Origin of the sequence: Caballeronia choica (genome assembly GCF_001544535.1) — a bacterium.
Lineage (GTDB): Bacteria > Pseudomonadota > Gammaproteobacteria > Burkholderiales > Burkholderiaceae > Caballeronia > Caballeronia choica.
The window spans coordinates 147203-166925 of record NZ_FCON02000003.1; the positions used below are offsets into that span (position 1 = coordinate 147203).

At 59.5% G+C, this 19723-nt stretch carries 17 protein-coding genes and 2 pseudogenes; 16 read left to right on the forward strand and 3 right to left on the reverse strand.

Features of this window, described 5'->3' with window-relative positions:
- Positions 1-51 precede the first annotated feature (51 nt).
- From AWB68_RS02565 to AWB68_RS02575, 4 genes are read left to right on the forward strand one after another with little or no spacing between them, the layout of a single operon-like run.
- Positions 52-795 (forward strand): HAD family hydrolase, encoded by a 744-nt coding sequence (locus AWB68_RS02565; RefSeq protein WP_087642789.1) that lies wholly within the window; start codon positions 52-54, stop codon positions 793-795.
- Positions 792-2606, forward strand: a complete 1815-nt coding sequence (locus tag AWB68_RS02570) for a glycoside hydrolase family 65 protein (RefSeq protein WP_200828611.1) — start codon at positions 792-794, stop codon at positions 2604-2606. Before AWB68_RS02565 ends, AWB68_RS02570 begins: the two co-directional genes overlap by 4 nt.
- Entirely contained in the window at positions 2524-3081 is a 558-nt protein-coding gene (locus tag AWB68_RS50750; protein WP_268810911.1) for a glycosyl hydrolase family 65 domain-containing protein, read from the forward strand. Before AWB68_RS02570 ends, AWB68_RS50750 begins: the two co-directional genes overlap by 83 nt.
- Complete coding sequence (locus tag AWB68_RS02575) at positions 3081-3401, forward strand: hypothetical protein (protein ID WP_087642790.1); 321 nt, start codon at positions 3081-3083, stop codon at positions 3399-3401. Before AWB68_RS50750 ends, AWB68_RS02575 begins: the two co-directional genes overlap by 1 nt.
- A gap of 370 nt (positions 3402-3771) precedes the next feature.
- Here AWB68_RS02575 and AWB68_RS02580 read toward each other — a convergent pair whose 3' ends face one another.
- Positions 3772-4611 carry a universal stress protein gene (locus AWB68_RS02580; RefSeq protein WP_087642791.1) on the reverse strand — a complete coding sequence of 280 codons (840 nt, stop codon included), beginning with the start codon at positions 4609-4611 and terminating at the stop codon, positions 3772-3774.
- Positions 4612-5231: 620 nt separating this feature from the next.
- Here AWB68_RS02580 and AWB68_RS02585 point away from each other — a divergent pair.
- The 9 genes and pseudogenes from AWB68_RS02585 to AWB68_RS46265 all read left to right on the forward strand — a co-directional run.
- Positions 5232-5808 (forward strand): annotated as a pseudogene (locus AWB68_RS02585) (lipocalin family protein); the annotation flags it as partial.
- 356 nt (positions 5809-6164) lie between these two features.
- Complete coding sequence (locus AWB68_RS02590) at positions 6165-6590, forward strand: hypothetical protein (protein WP_087642792.1); 426 nt, start codon at positions 6165-6167, stop codon at positions 6588-6590.
- A gap of 421 nt (positions 6591-7011) precedes the next feature.
- Entirely contained in the window at positions 7012-9645 is a 2634-nt protein-coding gene (gene mgtA, locus AWB68_RS02595; RefSeq protein WP_445344357.1) for a magnesium-translocating P-type ATPase, read from the forward strand.
- Positions 9646-10737 carry a lysylphosphatidylglycerol synthase transmembrane domain-containing protein gene (locus tag AWB68_RS02600; protein WP_235028168.1) on the forward strand — a complete coding sequence of 364 codons (1092 nt, stop codon included), beginning with the start codon at positions 9646-9648 and terminating at the stop codon, positions 10735-10737.
- Positions 10738-10982: 245 nt separating this feature from the next.
- Positions 10983-12119, forward strand: a complete 1137-nt coding sequence (locus tag AWB68_RS02605) for an ABC transporter permease (RefSeq protein WP_087642794.1) — start codon at positions 10983-10985, stop codon at positions 12117-12119.
- 2 nt (positions 12120-12121) lie between these two features.
- On the forward strand, positions 12122-12820 hold the full coding sequence (locus AWB68_RS02610) for an ABC transporter ATP-binding protein (protein ID WP_087642795.1): 699 nt from the start codon (positions 12122-12124) through the stop codon (positions 12818-12820).
- A complete protein-coding gene (locus AWB68_RS02615; RefSeq protein WP_087642796.1) occupies positions 12817-13902 on the forward strand; it encodes an HlyD family secretion protein in 1086 nt (361 codons plus the stop codon). Before AWB68_RS02610 ends, AWB68_RS02615 begins: the two co-directional genes overlap by 4 nt.
- Complete coding sequence (locus AWB68_RS02620; protein ID WP_087642797.1) at positions 13880-15370, forward strand: efflux transporter outer membrane subunit; 1491 nt, start codon at positions 13880-13882, stop codon at positions 15368-15370. The genes AWB68_RS02615 and AWB68_RS02620 overlap by 23 nt, the downstream gene beginning before the upstream one ends.
- Positions 15371-15640: 270 nt before the next feature.
- Positions 15641-15769 (forward strand): annotated as a pseudogene (locus AWB68_RS46265) (IS110 family transposase); the annotation flags it as partial.
- 237 nt (positions 15770-16006) lie between these two features.
- Here AWB68_RS46265 and AWB68_RS49230 read toward each other — a convergent pair.
- Complete coding sequence (locus AWB68_RS49230; protein ID WP_235028169.1) at positions 16007-16339, reverse strand: hypothetical protein; 333 nt, start codon at positions 16337-16339, stop codon at positions 16007-16009.
- Between the two features lie 585 nt (positions 16340-16924).
- Between AWB68_RS49230 and AWB68_RS02635 the strand changes: the two genes are divergently transcribed.
- The 3 genes from AWB68_RS02635 to AWB68_RS02645 all read left to right on the forward strand — a co-directional run bounded on the left by AWB68_RS02635 (position 16925) and on the right by AWB68_RS02645 (position 19293).
- Positions 16925-17425: a hypothetical protein gene (locus AWB68_RS02635; protein ID WP_087642809.1), complete on the forward strand. Its 501-nt coding sequence runs from the start codon at positions 16925-16927 to the stop codon at positions 17423-17425.
- 495 nt (positions 17426-17920) lie between these two features.
- A complete protein-coding gene (locus tag AWB68_RS02640; RefSeq protein ID WP_235028170.1) occupies positions 17921-18133 on the forward strand; it encodes a DUF2934 domain-containing protein in 213 nt (70 codons plus the stop codon).
- A 509-nt stretch (positions 18134-18642) separates the two neighbouring features.
- On the forward strand, positions 18643-19293 hold the full coding sequence (locus tag AWB68_RS02645; protein WP_087642798.1) for a BON domain-containing protein: 651 nt from the start codon (positions 18643-18645) through the stop codon (positions 19291-19293).
- A 9-nt stretch (positions 19294-19302) separates the two neighbouring features.
- Here AWB68_RS02645 and AWB68_RS48090 read toward each other — a convergent pair.
- The coding region (locus tag AWB68_RS48090; RefSeq protein ID WP_160109948.1) for a hypothetical protein at positions 19303-19723 on the reverse strand (421 nt) is incomplete at its 5' end.

The window sequence follows — 19723 nt, forward strand, 5'->3', positions numbered from 1 at the left end:
CTGCCGATGGGGGCCCGGAGGCTTCCAGCGGCGTCCGACCATTGCGTCGATATGAGTAATCGCAATGTCCCCGGATCAGAAGCCAACCACCCCCATCGCCTGTGCGTTGGCATCTTCGATGTCGATGGCGTCCTGCTCGCTTCGCCGCATGAACGCGCCTGGCGGGAAGCGCTCGGCGGTCTTGCCGAGGGAGCGCGCTTCACGACTAGCGTTTACCAATCCCATGTAGCAGGCAGACCGCGGCTCGATGGGGCACTTGCTGCTCTGCTGGCACTAGGAGTCTCCGATGCGGAGCAACATGCCGCAGCCTATGCAATGCGCAAGCAGAGGCGTCTCGAGGCGCTGATCGACGAAGGAGCCGTGGACACGTTCCCCGACGCACTGCGGTTCGTTCATGCGGTGAGGGGGCTCGGCTGGCCGATCGCCGCCGCGTCATCGTCGAAGAACGCCAATGACATGATGCGGCGCATCCGCCTCGACGACGATCACAGCCTCCTCGACGTGTTCAATGCCAATGTGTGCGGGCGCGAACTGCGGCACGGCAAACCAAACCCGGAAATCTACCTGCTTGCGGCCGCGGAATTGTCCGCAGCACCTGCAAATTGCCTTGTGGTGGAGGATGCTCCAGCCGGTATCGAGGCCGCCCGCGCTGGCGGCATGGCGGCGCTTGGCGTCGCGCGGCTTGACGACTCGGAGATGCTGCTTGCAGCTGGGGCTCATCTGGTGGTGACCAATCTCGATCAGATTGACATGGATGAACTGCTACGCGGGCACCTCCGCCGGCGGCTGCCGTGATCAAGCCGGGGACCATGGACCGGGCGTTGTCGCCGACTTCCGATCCCGGTTGGACGATCCGGGAGGTCGGGCACGATCCGCTACGTGAAAATAGCCGAGGGGCGCGCTTCGCAATCAGCAACGGCTTTCTCGGGGTGCGCGGGGCCCGCGCGATACACCACGGCGGGCGATGGGTCGCAAAGTCGCGCACATTGGTTGCCGGGCTGTTCGATACACCCGACGAAGCGCAGGGCATACCGGTACTGGTCGCGACGCCAGATTGGACTCACGTCCGGATGATGCTTCAAGGAAAGCCGCTGGTGCACTGGCCCGGTGATGAGTCTTCGCAGCAGCGCATCCTGGACATGTGGCGTGGCGCTCTGCTCACGGAAAGTCGTTTGTTGAATGCCTCGGCCATCGGTGTTCGCTTTCAAACTCTGCACCTCGCCTCTCTCAGCCAACGCGCAATAGCATTGCAACTCATCCAGTTAGAGATTGAAGAGGGCGGAGTCGACGTCACGCTTGAAGCATCCTTTGAACGGCTGGACAACGGTCTTTTACCGGAGCGCGTCGAGCAGGATCTCGGCGTATGGCATGCGATATCTTCCAATAGACGTCTCGCGATAGCTGCTGCGTTGTCACTCCGGATCGACGGCCGTGACGTTCCTGCAACCCTGTGCAGCCCGTTTCGCTGGTCATGGACCTGGAGGTCGCGCGAAGGCCAAATCGGCTGCCTGGAACGTCTGGTGGCCGTGACGCGGAGCGATACCACAGACGCCGACCCGGCCAGCGACGCACGACACGCGCTCGGCATCGCACAGGAACAAGGCTGGTCTGGGGTAGTGGCCGCGCATGAGGCTGCCTGGGCAAGCCGCTGGCGCCGCAGCGAAGTCGTAGTCGAAGGCGATGCCGGCGCTCAGCAGGCGTTGCGCTTCGCTCTCTACCACCTGAATGGCGCAGCCAATCCTGATGACGAGCGCGTCTCCATCTCGGCGCGAGCATTGACCGGCGACGACTATCGCGGACATGTGTTTTGGGATACCGAAATTTATCTGCTGCCGTTCTATATCCTCACTTGGCCCGAAGCGGCGCGGGCCCTGCTCATGTATCGGTTTCACACGCTGGATGGCGCCCGAGCAAAAGCGGCCCGGATGGGCTGGCGAGGCGCCCTTTACGCCTGGGAGTCAGCTGACAACGGCGACGAGACGACACCCTCGCACGCGATCGGCCCCGATCGCAAGGTCGTTGAAGTCAAGTGCGGCCAGCAGGAGCAACACATTAGCGCGGACGTCGCCTATGCGGTCTGGCAATACTGGCAGGGAACCGGCGATGATGTCTTTCTGTGCGATGTGGGTGCCGAGATTTTGCTTGAAACTGCCCGTTTCTGGTCAAGCCGCGCGCAGCCAGAGGCGGACGGCCGGTGCCACATCCGAGGGGTCATCGGCCCCGACGAATACCACGAGTCGATCGACGACAATGCCTTCACCAACGTCATGGCACGCTGGAACATCCAGCGTGCGCTTGACGTGGCCGCATTACTGCGCGCGCGCTGGCCCGCGCGCTGGACCAATTTGTCAGGTCGCCTGTGCCTGCACGATGGTGAACTGGAACACTGGCGCAGTGTCGCCATGACGATAACGACTGGTTTTGATCCGGAGACCGGACTCTTCGAGGAATTTGCAGGCTATTTTTTCCCTCGAAGAAATCAAACTCGCCGACTATGCTGGCCGTTCGGTGCCCATCGATGTCGTGCTTGGCCGAGAGCGCACGCAACGATCCCAAGTCGTCAAGCAGGCCGACGTCGTTGCGCTTTTGGCGTTGCTGCCGGATGAGTTTCCCGGCGATTTGGGCGTGACGAATTTCGGCTACTACGCGCCGCGTTGCGGCCACGGAAGCTCGCTCAGCCGTGCCATGCATGGAATCGTCGCGGCAAGGCTCGGTGACACCGAAGCCGCGTTGGATTTTTTCCGCGAAACGTCAGCCATCGATCTTGCCGACAGCCACGCGGCTATCGAGGGTGGCGTGCACATCGCGGGACTAGGTGGACTATGGCAGATCGCGGTGTTCGGCTTCGCGGGTCTGTCGCTTCACGGTGACTACCTGTCGTTGGACCCAAAGCTGCCAGCGGCATGGCAAAGCCTTGCGATCACACTGGAGTGGCGCAAGCGCCGTCTCAGGATCAGGATCGCACAGGCAGCGGACAGCGTCGAGGCGACTCTGGAAGCGGGGGAGCCGATGAAACTCGTCGTACGCGGCAAAGAGTTCGAGTTGACGCCCGCGCAGACACCCCAAATGTCGAAAGGCTAATGTCCGGTCCCGGCCCGGCCGCGATTGTTGTCATCGATGAGGCTGCGACGCCTGAACATTCTCTCGATCTCGACGACGAAGACCACGCCGAGGAAGGAGATAAGCAGTCAGTTCCGCGCGTTGTTACTTCCCCGCGGCGATGCACACGCGCGCTCGATCCGCCAGCGTCATGCAAGGCCGCATGGGTTAGCACGCTCGCGGAGCTACGTCGGGAGAACGTTCATCTGCATGACGGCGTTTCGGAGGGGGAATTCGTCGCAATGCGAATCGCCCCTGACAATACACTTGGCATGCCCACGCTCATTGCTTCCGTCCATTAAGATCAATATTCGCGTTGGGGCAATGCCGGCGCCGGAGAACGACGGGGTAAACTACCTCCAAATCCCTATTAACTTTTTTTTGAAAGTCCCACCTGACGCCGTGCGGGGTCCGACCGCGACGGACATTTTAAAGGCGTCCCGCGAGGTGAGCGGCGGTGTCCCCCGCAGACTTGCGACGGAATAAGGGATTGTCGATTCGAGGGGCGTAGAGTCGTTCGGAAAGGCGTTGGCATTAAGTCTGCGTAATGCAAACGGTACTTTGATAAGGTGCCTGTGGATTACCCAGGCTTGACTGAGCGGCGCAGCCGTGGAGGGACCGCAGCACTGCGGCGCCGATATCAACGCGCCCTCCGATTTGCAAACGCTCGATCTAATTGGACATAAGCACTGGAACCTGCGTGGCCTCCAGCACCGTCCGGGTGGCACCGCCCAGTATCAATTCATGCCACCGCGAATGACCGTAGGCGCCCATGACGATTAGATTCGCACCGAATTCGGATCCAAACGACAACAGGTTTTCGCCGGTCCGCGCACCGTCTTTTACATTAATCTCGCTATACTCGACTCGCGCACCCTGCCTTGCGAGCGCTGCGACGAGGTCTAAACCACGAGCGTGAGGGCCTCGACGCTTATCGGCCTCGCCGACTATCGTAATCATGACGGTTCGCTTTGCGAGCTGCAAAAACGGCAGCGCATCATGAACTGCTCTCGTCGCTTCGCGGCTATCATCCCAGGCCACAAGGACCTTAGCGCCAACGGGATTCATCGCACCGGTGTGCGGGACAACCAACACTGGTCTGCCGGCGGATAGCACCAATTGCTCTGGATAGCGATCGGCAAGATAAGCCTCGGGGTCGTCCGGGTCGTGTTGACCGGTGATAGTCAAGTCCGCGCAGCGCGAATAGCGCGAAAGCGAAATGGGCGCGTACCTCTCCTTGGCGACCCAATTACCCGCCACTTTCGTCTGGGCAAGCCTGGACCGAAACATGTTCTCGACCCTCGCCCGACGTTCGATGCAGGTTTGTTCAAACGATGTGCAATATCGCTCCGCACCCGACCGTTCATAATAGAATCTAGGATCCAGCGTGAAGTCCGAGTAGACACCAGTCAGATGCGCGCCGAAATGCCTCGCAAGATGCAGGGCGTAGTCGATCCGCGCAGCGGTGCGCTTACTTGTGTCCAGTTGCACGACGATAGTTTTGTAGCTCATTGCTGGATTTCCCGTCGGATTGGCCAAACATTTCAAGTCTAGGACGCATCCGTTGCTCTGGCCTGACCCAGATCAAACGGTACGGAACGGAGGGCCGATCCGATGCCATACGTCTCGCGATGGCATTTACGGTGATCGATCCCTCGGTTGGGTGGAAGCCGGCGGTGATCGGAATCAATTGACCCATATCAATCGCGCGTCCTCGCTTCGCACCTAAGCTGACTACATCTTGATTCCAGCCCTCTGAGGAGCACTGCATGTTTAAGCGACTCGTTTTTCTTGTCCTTCTTGCGTTGCCGGGAGCATTCCTCGTTTTGACAGTTGTGAGCATCCATCCGCGTTATCGCGGGCAGGTTATTCAGCTCGCTGGCTTGCCCGCCGCGATCTCGCTGCTTGGTCGGACGTACCGCCGATTTCGGGGGCGAATAGATGACACGACAGGCCTTCCGACGGCCGTCCGAGTTCGTAAAACGGCCGGCACAGCAAGATTGCGGACGATCTAGGTGGCGCGAAGCGCAACGACAAAAGTGTCTAGCGGTTATCGCGCCGCCATTCTCTCATAGGAAGGCGCCGGGTTCGCAGGCGCAGGATGGCCCTGTTCACTCATCTCCGAGGGCCGTATGCGACGCCTCGTCTGCAGCGGTATCACCTGGGCGTTGCTGTGTCTTGCCGGCTGCTCGGCGGAGCCGCCCAATCTGAACCCGCGCGCGCCGGCACCCCTCGTCACGGGGCCTGTCGATTTTCCCCGTTATATGGGGCGTTGGTATGTGATCGCAAACATTCCGTATGTGGGCGAGCATGACTACGTCGGCAGCTACGCGCAACGGACGCTGCGCGATGACGGATTGATTGACGATGCCTTCCTCGGGCGCAGATATGGGTTCGACTAGCCCGAAACGGGGAGCAAGTTCGTTGCGAGCGCCGTACCGGGTACTCAAAACGCGATATGGCGAGTCCGCCTGTTTTGGCCCTTCGACATGACGCTTCTCACGCTCTGCGTTGATCCAGATTACGAATATACGATTCGCGGTTTTCCGGACAAGAGTCTGGGGTGGATATTGTCAAGGCGACAGGACATGAGCGACGAGACCCTATCGCTATCTGTTACCACGACTCGACGTGATGGGCTATGACACTTCTCTCAAGCGTGTGCCGCAGCGCCTGGATCAACTCGGAACGCCCGGATTCCAGTCGCCTTGGTCAGGCAAGACCAATCCGACTCGCCTCGAACGTTTCGTGGCACTTCAAAAGCTATGCCGCCTTGACCGCGTGCTCGGATGACGACTACGCGCGTGCGCTTGGTTCCCGAAGACTCACGCGCGACCTGCCGTGGAGACTGGCATCAGTCAGCGCTTGCCTCGGTGTAGGGCGATTCCTACAAGGCCTGCCATATTCCCACGGCGATATCCGCTACGGCTGATTGGTTTCATGCCAGGCGCGACCGATACTGGAATCACGCAACCGAGCCGCGATGCATCCGCCGACAAAATCCGGGCGCATCCCAGATGGCTCGCTGTATCAATCCCGTGCTGAAAGGCGGGGGAGGAATCGACATGGCTAGCCAACGATTTTTGTCGGAGCAGGACATTTTCGATCGTGTGGTCGACCACCTGTTTGCGCAGCGCGGTGCCGCGCTGCTGCCCAGGGGCGGCGCCGCCTATCGAGGCGGCTGCGGCGGCTGCCCGATCGGCAATTTTATCCGGCCGGCCGACTATATGACCGCAATCGAGGGCGTGCCGGTCCGCTTTCTCAATCCGGATGCCGGCGGCAGACCCTCCTATATGGACATCGGCATCAAAGCGCTGCGCCGCGCATTGCTGCGAGCGCGAATCAACGTGGATGATCCGCACACGGTCGACCTGCTTAGCTGTCTTCAAAACGTGCATGACGTCTTCGGGGTCTGCGAATGGCGCGAAAGACTGTATTCGATTGCGAGGCAGTTCGGTTTGAACGGCGCGTTGCTCCAACGGACTGCATGAGGGCGCCAGACCTAACCGAGGGCTTGGCGGGCGATCTTGACCCCGTTTTTCCGATGTTGGACAGATCGTGTATGTCGGCGGTGTATCCGGGTCGAGGAGATGGAGCGCCACCCGGACCGTGACGTGGGAAGAGACCCCGTCGGCCGCGCCGTACAACGACAGCGGGAACGAGCTAAACCTGCCAGTTCAAAGCGGCCATCCGCCTCAGTGCTCCCGCGTTGACATACATCAATGGCGAACCGCGCAATCTCCGCGACCCTGTGAACGTCGCGGCGCGATCCGACTGGCCTGCCGCCGTCCGCCCGGCAGAAGCGCTCGCCTTCGCGCTGATTCGCCTAGCAGCCAGCGGATCCTTCCAACGACACTACTGGTAACCGACAGTACGATGCCTCTTCTTGACTCCAGGTACAGACTCAGTGCCGTGACTACAATCTTCGGCCGCAAGCACGAATCGCAATCGGCCGTCAGGTCGTCTGCCGCGAGCAGCGAAATTCTGGTCGAGTATGCGCGTCTGGAGCCCGCGGATGTGTTGCAACGGCTGTACAGCGCGCCAGAAGGTCTTGCTTTCGGCGAGGCAGAGCAGCGCTTGCGCGCCGTCGGCCGCAACGAGGTTGCGCGGGCGGAACGTCACACGATCGTCGGCGAACTCCTCAATCGATCGATCAATCCATTGAACCTGCTCTTACTGTCGCTTGCCGCGGCCAGCTACTTCCTCGGCGATCGGCACGCGTCGAGCCTGATTGTCATAATGGTCGTGTTGAGCATTACGCTGGGCTTTCTTCAGGAGCACCGCTCGAACAAGGCAGCCGATGCGCTGCGCCGGATGGTGCTGACGACTGCCACGGTGCGCCGGTGCGGGCAGGGTGACGTACAAGACCATATCGAAGTGCCGATCGAGCAGGTGGTTCCGGGCGATATCGTGCTGCTGTCGGCCGGCGACATGGTTCCGGCCGACTTGCGGCTGATTTCTGCGAAAGACCTGTTCATGAATCAGTCGACTCTCACGGGCGAGGCGATGCCGATCGAAAAATTCGCGCACGCCAGTCCCGGCGCCGCCGATACGCAGTTCGACTTGCCGAATATCTGCTTTACGGGCAGCGCGGTTCTGAGCGGGATCGGCTGTGGCGTCGTGGTGCTCACCGGGTCACGAACGGCTTTCGGCCACGTCGCGGGCATGATCGCGGCGCAACGCGTTCTGACGAGTTTTGACAAGGGCATCACGCGATTCACCTGGATGATGATCGGCCTGATTCTGGTCATGGTTCCCCTTGTCTTTACAATCAACGGACTGACGAAGGGGGACTGGTTCGAGGCCTTGCTCTTCGCCGTAGCCGTCGCAGTTGGGCTTACGCCGGAGATGCTTCCGATGATCGTGACGGTCAATCTGGCGAAGGGCGCAATTGCGATGTCGCGCAAGAAGGTGATCGTCAAGCGTCTCAACGCCATCCAGAACTTCGGTGCGATGGACGTGCTTTGTACCGATAAGACCGGGACGCTGACGCAAGATCGCATCATCCTCAAGCGCCACCTCGATGTGCACGGCGACGAATCAGATAAGGTTCTTGAATATGCCTATCTGAACAGCCTCTATCAGTCCGGCCTCAAGAACTTGCTCGATGTTGCCGTGCTCAAGCACGTCGAGCTCGAAGAGCAACTCAAGGTTCATGAGCAATACAAGAAAATCGACGAGATGCCGTTCGACTTCGAGCGCCGTCGGATGTCGGTTGTGCTCGCGCGCGGTGACGGTGCACACATCCTGATCTGTAAAGGAGCGGTCGAGGAGATTTTTTCGGTCTGCACGCGATATGCCGTCGGAGGCGAGGAAGGCTTGCTCGATGAAAGCCACTTCCCCGAAGCGAAGGAAACCACGGCCAGGCTCAACGCAGATGGCTTCCGGGTCGTGGCGGTCGCTTATAAGGCGATACCGCCGGAACAGGCCGCGTATGGCGTTGCCGACGAGTGCGACCTGACTCTGCTCGGCTACATCGCATTCCTTGACCCTCCGAAGGAAACCTGCGCGGCTGCGATTTCAGCCCTGAGGGCGAGCGGCGTGCAGATAAAGATCCTCACCGGGGACAACGACATTGTCACACGTAAGATTTGCCATGAGGTCGGCATTCTTGTGGACCGCGTCGTTCTCGGCAAGGAACTCGAATCGTTATCGGCGGCGCAACTCCAGGACCTGGCGGAGACCGCTTCCGTTTTTGCCAAGGTATCGCCTTCGCAGAAGGCCGCGATCATCGACGCACTGCATGGAAAAGGGCATGTTGTCGGCTTCCTGGGTGATGGCATCAATGACGGGCCGGCGCTCAAGGCGGCGGACGTCGGCGTGTCGGTCGACAGCGCCGTGGACATCGCCAAGGAGTCGGCCGACATCATCCTCCTCGAGAAAAGCCTCGCGGTGCTCGGCGACGGAGTGCGCGAGGGTCGAAAGGTGTTCGGCAACATCACGAAGTATATAAAGATGGGCGCGAGTTCGAATTTCGGCAACATGTTCAGTGTGCTCGGTGCCAGCGCCATCCTGCCATTCCTGCCCATGGCACCGATCCAGGTTCTGACCAACAACCTGCTCTATGACTTCTCACAAACGACGATCCCGACAGATAACGTCGACCCGGAGTATCTTGCGGTGCCGCGGCGATGGGACATCGGCAACCTCATGAAATTCGTGCTGGTGATTGGGCCAATCAGCTCGATATTCGATTACGCCACTTATTTCATGATGCTTCATTTCTTCAAGGCGTGGGACAACCCCGCCCTGTTTCAGACCGGCTGGTTCGTCGAATCGCTGCTGACCCAGACGCTTATTATCCACATCATCCGCACGGCCAAAGTGCCGTTCTTCGAGAGCCGGGCGAGCGGTGCGCTGATCGCGACGAGTTGCATCATCGCGGCCGTGGGCGTTGCGATGCCATTTACTCCGCTTGGCGCCTTTTTAGGGTTCGTTCCTCTGCCTGCATCATACTGGATGGGTCTTGTGCTTATCCTCGCAAGCTACGCGCTCCTGACGCATGTTATGAAGACATGGTTCGCCCACCGGTTCGGGCTAAACTAGATGACCGCTCCTTCAATGCAGCCCCGTCCGACGACGAACGGCGATGCCGACCAGGTTTCCCAGCTCGGTGATGCTTGCATGGAACACCCAGATATCGGGTTTCTCGAGATCGTCCCCGCGCTCCTCGGCAAGACGTCATTGACGCGCTCGCTGGTTCTCTGGGCAGTCGGGCTAACGGGCCTATTAACTCTAGTTTTTGTAGTCTTACATTTCGGCTCTCTCGAACGAATCGTCGAACTTGCACGCTCAGCGCGACCCACATGGCTACTGCTGGCGATCGTTGTCCAGGGTGGTACTTACGTCAGCGCGGCCTTGGTCTGGCGGCAAGCCCTACGTCGCGCCGGACACCCACGATCGCTTCGAACGCTGATCCCGCTGGGCATCGCAAAGGTATTTACGGACCAAATGTTGCCTAGCGGCGGGATCAGCGGCACGATGCTGGTCGTAAGCGGCCTCATCCGGCGGCGAGTGCCTGCGGCGGTTGCCATGGCTGCCATGCTGGCAGGGCTAGTCTCTTATGATATCGCCTATCTGAGCGTGGTAGTCGCGGCCGCCACCATGCTGCGGCTTCACAATCGCGCCAATCTTCCTCTGCTGATTGGTGTCACCATTTTCGCGATTGTGATGATCGCGATTCCATCTATTGTGCTCGGTCTGAAGCGACTAGGTGACCAGAAGCCTTTTGCATGGCTGAGTAGGTTGCTCGGCTTGAGCGCTTTGCTTCGGGCTCTTTCCGACGCGCCCACCGACCTTTTGCGCAGCCCGCGGTTGGTAATGCAGACTGTGGGGCTTCAGCTTGCTATTTTCATGTTTGATACGGTGACCTTTTGGCTCGCGTTCCGCGCAATCGGGTATGGACCCGAGCCGTGGGCGATTTTCGTGAGTTTTACCATGGCCTCGATGGCTGCGACGATCGGACCTATTCCGCTTGGTTTGGGGACGTTCGAAGCGGCCGCTGTAGGCATGCTTCACCTATTGGGAGTGCCGATCGAAGCCGCCTTGAGCGGCACGCTCCTATTACGCGGACTGACAGTGTGGCTGCCCATGCTGCCAGGCGTCTTGCTCGCCCGACGCGAGATCCACCGCCCTTGAGAGCCAGGGTGTCAATCCCGGACCTTCGTGAAAAGGGGTCTGGCCACTTCTACTCCCTATACGTGCCCCGGAGGTCACCGCGTGAACCCCACCTGCAGAAAGCGCCAGGGTTGACCTGCGTCAACCGCGCGTGAGCCGTCGGCGCTACGATTTGTGAATCGTTAAAGCATCGGCAAAGAGCGTGTTTATTGAATGGCGCCGCCCTCGAGGATGTCCTCGATGCGCTACTTCCTCCTGCACTTGACATGATAGGTATACTAAGGCTCGCGTTCAAACTGTTGGTGAACGACAGCGCCAAGTTCACGGCGCTGCTTGTCGGGATTACGTTCGCGGTATTTCTGATGGTCGAGATGACGTCGCTGTTTGCAGGTATTCTGGACCGCTCGTCGTCCACCGTTATCAACGTGGGCGCCAAGGTCTGGGTAATGGATCCCGGAGTACAGACGATTGCGAGCAGCATCGGCATGCCGGATTATGTGCTGGACGCAGTGCGCAGCATCGACGGGGTGAAATACGCAGTTCCGCTCTATTCGGGTGGTGCGCTCGTTAAGCTTCGCGACGGCAGGTATCAAGCCGTCACCGTGATCGGTCTCGATGACACAAGCCTGTTCGGTCGCCCCATGATGAAGCAGGGAAGGATCGAGGACATTTACGCGGAGAATGGATTCGTCGTGATCGAGGACGCGGAGTTCGTGAAGCTCCAGAGTCCCAAGCTGGGAAGCGATTTCGAACTCAACGACCACCGAGGCGTGGTCGTCGGGATCGCCACCGTGGCAAGCAGCGGGTTGTTCGGCTCGCCCACGCTCTACACGACCTACCGCCGGGCGATCGAATACATCCCTTCGAGCCGCTATACAACGTCGTACATCCTCGTGGAGCCTAAGTCCGAGGCCGACATTGCCCATATTAAGCAAGCGGTCAAGGAGCTCGGATACGTGGCGCTCACGAAGCAGGAGTTCATGAAGAGCATCTCGGATTTCTACAAATACGAGACCGGACTCGGCACCAACATCCTGCTTATGACGGTTATCAGTTTCGTCGTGGGACTGTCGATATCGGGCCAGACGTTCTACACGTTCATTCTGGAGAACCTCGAAAAATTCGGTGCGTTGAAGGCGATCGGTGCGAAAAGCCATGAGCTTGTCGCGATGATCCTGTTTCAGGCGACCTTTACGGCGCTCACCGGCTACGGGCTGGGCATCGGATTGTGCGCAGGGCTCATCAGCCTCGCGCGACTGCGCATTCCGGACTACGCGGCGATGATTACGTACGGCAATCTGTTGCTCGCCTTCGTGATGGTAATCGTGATTGCCGCGACTTCGAGCTATATGGGCGTTCGTCGGGTTTTGCGCATCGAACCCTTTGACATATTCCGGGGATAGGCATGACAACGCCCGCCATCGACGCTCGTTCGGTCACCAAGTGGTTCGGGGAAGGTGACGCGCGGACCTACGCCGTGCGCGATGTGTCGATTCAAGCAGAGTTCGGGGAGATGCTGCTGATCGTAGGGCCGTCCGGCAGCGGCAAGACAACCTTGTTGAGTGTAATCTCCGGCATCCTGAGACCGGATTCGGGCGATGTGATCGTGGATGGCACGGATTTGTGGAAGCAGCCGAACGATTCGATTGCCGACTTTCGGCTGAACCGCATCGGATTCGTGTTTCAGGATTACCATCTCTTTGGACGTCTCACGACAGCCGAGAACGTTGCGATTCCGCTTATCCTCAAGCGGCGCGCCTGGGACGATGCGCTCGCCGAGGCGCTTAAATACCTCGAGATCGTGGGACTGACGAGCCGAGCCCAATTGACACCTGTGAAGCTCTCTGGAGGCGAGCAGCAGCGTGTGGCCATCGCGCGCGCGATCGTGAGCCAACCGGACATCCTGATTCTCGACGAACCCACTGCGTCGCTCGATGGCGATACGGGCCGCAACATCATCGAATTCGTCAAGCATCACGTTCTCAATGAGCATCGTTGCATTGTGACCGTCACGCACGACAGCCGCATCTTCGAGTATGCGGACCGCATCCTGAAGATGGAGGATGGCCGCCTGACCCATATCGAGCGGGGCGGGGCGCGATGAAGACAAAGATCGTGTTCGCGATGGCGTTCGTGGGATTTTTAGCCGGTATCCTGGCGGCATACGTGTACGGGATTCAGCAGCCACCCCAGCCACCGGTGTTCAACCCTGCATCGAACCCTTATACGCGTGGCGTTTACGCGAACGGGATCGTTGAAAGTGACCAACCGGCAGGGGAAAACGTAAGCATCTACCCAGATGTCACGGGTGCTGTCACGCGTATCTTCGTGCATGAAGGGGAGCAGGTACGCTCAGGGACGGTGCTGTTGACCATCGACGACTCGGTGCAGCGCGCGAACGCGGCACAACTCGCGGCGCAGGCCGACGCTGCGGCGACGCTGCTCGATGAGCTGAAATCGCAGCCGCGTCCGGAGACCCTCGATATCGCGAATGCGCAGGTCGGTGCCGCTGCCGCGAGCCTCAAGATGGCTCAGGATCAATTCGATAAACAGCAACGCGCGTTCGAAATCGACTCGAAGTCGGTCAGCAGGGACACAATCGACAACGCAGCGAACGCGCTCAAGGTAGCGCGCGCCAACCTCAAGGTCGTGACGCGCCAATACCGGCTTACGCGCGCGGGTGCGTGGGTGTATGACATCCGCAATCAGGAAAAGCAGGTCGATGCGCTGCGCAAGGCATCCGCTGCGGCCGAGGCCCTGCTTGCGAAATACACGATCCGCGCCGCTGCGGATGGCGTCGTTTTGTCGATCAATGCGTCGCTCGGCTCCTATGTGTCGCCGCAGGGTGTCTATGAGCCATACGCGCAGGCGCAGGCACCGATGCTGGTGATGGGCACGGCGCCGGAGCAGCTTGCCGTGCGCTGTTATGTCGACGAGATCCTGATTGGCCGTCTGCCGGATCCGCATGCGTTAAAAGCGCGCATGTTTGTGCGTGGCACCAGCCTCGAGGCCCCGCTCGAATTCATGCGTATCCAGCCGTACGTATCGCCAAAGATCCAGTTGTCGGACCAGCGCACCGAGCGCGTGGACGTACGCGTGCTGCCGGTCATTTTCCGTGTCGTGTTGCCGAAGGGCGCACGGCTCTATCCCGGGCAGATGGTCGATGTCTATATCGCTGCTGAATGATCCGCGCGCGCTCCTACGCAGGTCGCTGCGCACGTTGTTCTCCGCCGCTGCTCTGGCGAGTGCGCTGGCCCTGGCGGCTTGCACGATGGGCCCTGATTTTTCGAGGCCGACGCCGCCGCGCGTGTCCCAGTTCGAGCGTGGGGAGTCGGTACGCGGGCCTCTCGTCGCGGCAGGCGCCGCGCAGACGTTCGCCGCCGACATTGGCCTGCCGGTCGACTGGTGGACGCTGTTCGGATCGCCGGCAATCGATGCAGCGGTCGACGACGCATTGACCGGTAGTCCAACCCTCGAGCGCTCGGAGGCGGCGCTGCGGCGAAGCGAAGACGAAGTGCGGGCCGGCGCGGGCGTCTTCTTCCCGCAAGCGGACGCGGGATTCAGTGGGTCGCGGCAAAGGTACTCGCCGCTGCGCGTGGGGGCAAATCAACCGTCATCTCTCTTCAACCTTTTTACTCTTTCGGCGAGCGTCAGCTACGCCCTCGATATCTGGGGCGGCGAGCGCCGCATGCTCGAAGGTCTGCGCGCGCAAGCAGACGCCCAACGCTATGCGCTGCTCGCGGCGTATCTGACCTTGACCGCAAACGTGGTCAACACAATGATTGCGCGTGCGGCCTACAGCGAGGAGATTGCGGCGACGCGCGAAATGGTCGGACTTTTGCGCGAGCAGATCGACGTGACGCAGGTACAAATTCAGGCGGGGGTCGCTGCATATTCCGCGGTGCTGACCCTTGAGAACGAACTGGCGACGCTTGAGGCATCGCTGCCAGCGCTTGAACAGAAGCGCGTGCAGGCGGAAGACCTGCTGGCGACGTTGTCGGGCGCTTTTCCGGCCGACTGGCATGCCCCCAATCTGTCCCTGCGAGATGTCTCCTTGCCCGCGACCCTGCCAGTCACCGTACCATCAGACCTCGTTCGCCGACGTCCAGACATCTTGCAAGCGGAGGCCGCACTGCATGTCGCGAGCGCCAACATTGGCGTCGCAACAGCCAACCTTTTCCCCAGCGTTACGCTCTCTGCGAGCGGCGGCTATGACAATACCTCGATGGGCGCGCTGTTGCATCGAAAAGGCCAAGTATGGTCCGTAGCGGCAGACGTCACTGCGCCGCTGTTTCACGGAGGTACGCTCTGGTTCCAGCGAGAGTCAGCGAGCGACGCCTACGCACAAGCCCGAGCCACGTACCGAGAAATCGTACTCGGAGCATTTGCGCAGGTGGCTGACTCGCTGCGTGCGTTGGAGAATGACGCACATGCGCTCGAAGCGCAATCACGAGCACTGCATTCGGCCGCTGAGGCATTGCGACTTGTCAGGGCGGACTATGAGGCTGGCACAGTGGGCTATTTACCGATTCTCATTGCCGACGGGCAATTTCACCAGGCGCAGATTGCCTATCTGCAGGGCATCGCGCAGCGTATGCAAGATACCGTTGCGCTCTATGCGGCGCTTGGCGGGGGTTGGGACACTGAGCCGTGAAATGGAAATGGCGCAACTCGACGCGCTGGTTGCGGCGATTGCTCACATTCGCGGCAACCGCGGACGTCCCTGATAATAATAGGGCTGGCATCGTCGAAGGCGACAGGGGCTACGATTCCAAACCGCATCGGCCGCGCCCGCGCGAGCACGGCATTGGTCCCTGTGCCTGTGCGCTTAGGCCTGGCCCATGGAGGCGGGCTTGGAAAGCGCGCCCGGTCGGCGATCGTTAGATTGCATGGTTGTACTCGACCCGACCGCTTCAGCCGCTGAGTGCGCAGCCTCATAGAGCGCCGCGGCTACCGGCTCGTGGCTGTGGCGATCGCGGCCAGGAATGCACGAATAGCATGGGCGGTCCTGAAGTATGGCGACGACTTCAAGCAGGAGCCGATCGTCGCGTGACCTCCAGACGACTTCATAAAACGCGCGCCAACGAAAGGCAACTTACGACGAGCCAATTAACGATCACTTTGCATTGCCAGCGGTGATGTGAAGCGGGTTGGACCCGTGCGGGTATATCTGATAAGGCTACAGGGTTCACAATCCCAGTCAGCGAACGAGGCCCTCGTGCGCGTCTTTGATCAGGGCCCGAGCCATTGACCCAACATGAACAGTTTTGTACAGCAGTCCTTCACCTTCTCACGTGACGCCGGTAAGGCAGCATGGCAATAACAGAAATTCGCATTTGTGCTTGCGCAAAAAAGGAAGCCCTTGTGGTAGCCTTAGGTATCGATTAGTAACCGGCGCACATCGAAGGCCCTGCCGGAGCGGTTGGAACACACACCACGAACCGTCGTCATGCCGGAAGAAAATGATCGTAATCGCCTCGCCCGAGGTATGTCGTTCCGGTCGCACATAGCGAGCGCGATTCGCAAGCAGACGACCAACCTGTGTCACGCGCGCCGGCATTAACCGGGTCGGCGCGAGCCATTTGTCCACGAGTGATCGCAAGGAAATGTAGTTGCTGTTCATCGCGCGCTCCTAAGTCCAAATTCGACTGCTGAAGAAAGTCGCTCTCGAGTCCTTGAATCTATTATCGGTCGGTCCCGCGGAGATTCAAATCACCACGGTCTGAGAGTTTCGTAGCCGTTTTGCCGGTCCCTGTAGGCATTCCCCTACGGTCCCAGTAGGCTGCACGATGGTGCGACCCTAATGATGAACGCCCTTTATGCTCTTAAGCGGTACGGGACGACGGGCTCGTAGATCGCAACGTATCTTATAAGCGAGGCTCGAAAGCCACACGTCCACGGACTGAAGTGATCAAATGTTCCAGTGCGTGCGTTCACAGGGAAATGATTCACAACAGAGCGAACAGATCTCGATCAAAGGGACTGCGGCTCATTAGAAACTCGAACCTGTTGAATGGTAAAAGGTTAGGTTAACCTTCTTCGCGAGTTGACTTAGATCAAGCCCGCCGGTTCTCAAACATCGAATATATGTCTCGGAGGGGTGCATAACCGCGCATCGGCCTTCAAAAAGATGATGCGGTCGACGCACTTTTCGAAGCAGCGATCGGCGCGGCGCGATGTCGAAAGCGAGGACGCTAGGGAACTTCATATGCATTTCCACCACTTTGTTCGCCGGATCCCTGATTGGCGTGCAGCCGCAATCTCGGGAAGTGTTGCCGCTGTGGTGCTCGCGTTCGTAGTCTTGATGCTCGTTTGGGCTACCGGTGGTAACGTCCTAGGGCCACTGCGGATGGTGGCGGCCATTGCGTTCGGCGATGCACTGTTTGTGAGCTCCAGTTCGTTTGACTTTGCGATGACGTTGGTGGCGGCGGTTGTCCATCTTACTCTGTCGGTGTGCTTTGCACTTATGCTCGCACTGGTCGTTGCGCAGTTTAAATTCGACTCGAGCGTACCTATGGCTTCGGTCGTGGGAGCCATCTTTGGTCTGCTGCTGTACGTTTTCAACTTCTACGTAGTGACTCGCGCGTTCCCCTGGTTTGCGTATGCGCGAGGATGGGTGACCAGCTTGTTGAACGTCGCTTTCGGAGTAATAGCGGCGATTACATACTTGCGGCTCGCGCGGCAGCATGCAGCGGCGGCAGAACGTTAGACGGGTTAGGAAAGTGTTGGAAGAAAATCGACAGCGTCCGACAAATCGAGCTGATGCTGCTGTCATCCGACGCCGCATGACCACCAGACCGTTGAAATACCCAAGCCAAAGGAGCCGGTCCGCTAGTGGAATGGCAGCCGAGTTCGTAACCGTATGGAGTTAGGCTGAAAGGCTCTGCAGCCCAGAAAGCACTGTTGGCCGGTGCTTCTGGGTCAACGGTAAGTGCCGCGGGATGCAACAGCGCAGGAAGAAATCTTCTTGGATTCGACCAGCTGGCGGATGGTGTACGGCAGACGCTCGCTCCCCCACTCGTTCGTTGCGGTTGAGTTGAAAGCGACCGCCTGCAATGGGCGATCTGGGAGTCTGGACGCTATCATCCCGACATGACCGACTGCGGCATCTGGAAGGTGGCAGTTCGATAAATTTTAGCTGACGACAGCGCATTGCAGTGACGCGCAGTTGAGCTCGATCGCACATTTCGCAAAGGGACAGACGATGAGCGTGAAGATGTCGGAGGATCAGATTCGTACCCTCGCGTTTTACCTGTGGGAACTGGATGGACGCCCAAGCGGGAGGGCCGATGAGTATTGGGAGAAGGCGAAATCGCAATTGTGCGCAGGAGAAGATGGGCGTCGTGAAAAGGGTAATGACTCGTCTGGATTCGGCGATCCACCGGAAAAGCTACGAGTCCGTCCGCTGGCCGAATAGTTTGAGGCTGCGGCTTGGCCGCTGCTGCACGCTGACGGCCCATTGTTTGATGAATCGATGAGTTAGCAGTTGGCTGGACTCGCGGTACGTCAAGTTCGATGTTCACGAGGAGTCGATCATCTCGGCCTACGCGATCGGCACGCGCGCTCTTTCGTGGGCTGGCATAGCAGAGCGGCCCCGTCGCGCGCGTTATCCCGACGATTTTCTGCAACAAGCCGACGCCGATGGATTGGTTTTCAGGAGACAACGCCGGGTGAGTCGACTCTCCGCTCCCTGGCCGTTGCTCAATTTTCCTAGTCGAAGCGGTTGCACTATGTGGGCGCATACTGTCGGTCATTTCGCACGTGCCGATCGGTCAATGGTGTGTCGGGCACGCGAAGCAATTGATCAGCATCAACATGTTCCGAACGTCCGGGTGGATGCTAACCAGTATGCGTCGCAAACAGAACGGGATGCGTTGCCGTACCGGCGTCTTCCGATGTCGCCGGCCTTCACCGCAGCAGCCACAGATGAAGTCAGATGAAGTCCTCAAGCATGATATCGAGCAGGAATTGCTCTGGGACCCCGCCATTGATGCAGAACAGATCCGGGTGAAGGTCAACGCCCGCATCGTGACGCTCGCCAGCTCGGTATCGAGTTGTGCCCAAAAGCTCGCGGCGCAAAAAGCGGTGCAGCGTGTCGCTGGAAGCCGCGCAGTTGTCTTGGAGCTTACCGTTAGGAGACCGTCTCCGACGACGCACTCCGACGAAGAGCTCGCAGCCGCCTTCGTATCGGCATTGAAGTGGCAGGAAGGATTCGAGGGAACGGAGGTTCGGGTCGAGGTGGAACGCGGTTGTGTCACGCTCAGCGGAGAGGTCACGTGGGTCTATCAGCGCCACGCTGCCGAAATGCTTGTGAGCCGTATGCGCGGGGTCGTGGGCGTCGCAAACCAGCTCGCAGTTCGAAGCAACGAAATCGCCAAGGATGTCCATGCCCAGATTGCCGCAGCGCTGGCGCGGCGCTCCCTGCACGAGTCCGTCGGTATCTCGGTTGATGCGCACGACGGAGTCGTCAGGTTGACCGGGACGGTGAATTCGCTGGCAGACAAACGCGCCGCCTGTAACGCAGCGTGGGGAGCCAAAGGAGTCCGATGGGTCGTAGACCAGGTCAACGTTGCGTGAAAGCTCGAGCTATGCCCATGACGAGGCCACTGGCGGATGATCTTCTAAAACGCTCTCCGTCGTGCCGCGCTGGCTTGCGTCGCAGTAGACATGCATTTGCTTCGCGAACTGCGCCTCAGACTCATCACTACCGGCCGAGACGATGTCGCTAAGACCGGAAGAAGTCATTGTCGCCACCACCTCGGCGTAACTCCATTGAAAAACTAATTCGAATTGAACCGCCTCCAGATTTTTCTGGACACGATTTTGGGGTAAAACGTGTTTCTGGTAACGGAGTTGAACATGCTGAAGAAGTCGAATGTCACTGAGGTTGTGCCGGGGGCGGTGGAAGGAGCGCGTAGCGCGACTGGAAACGCCGCCGGCGCGGCCGCCGAAGTGAAACGGTGGTCGGGCAATCGGAAGAAACAAGTCGTCTTGCGCTTGTTGCGCG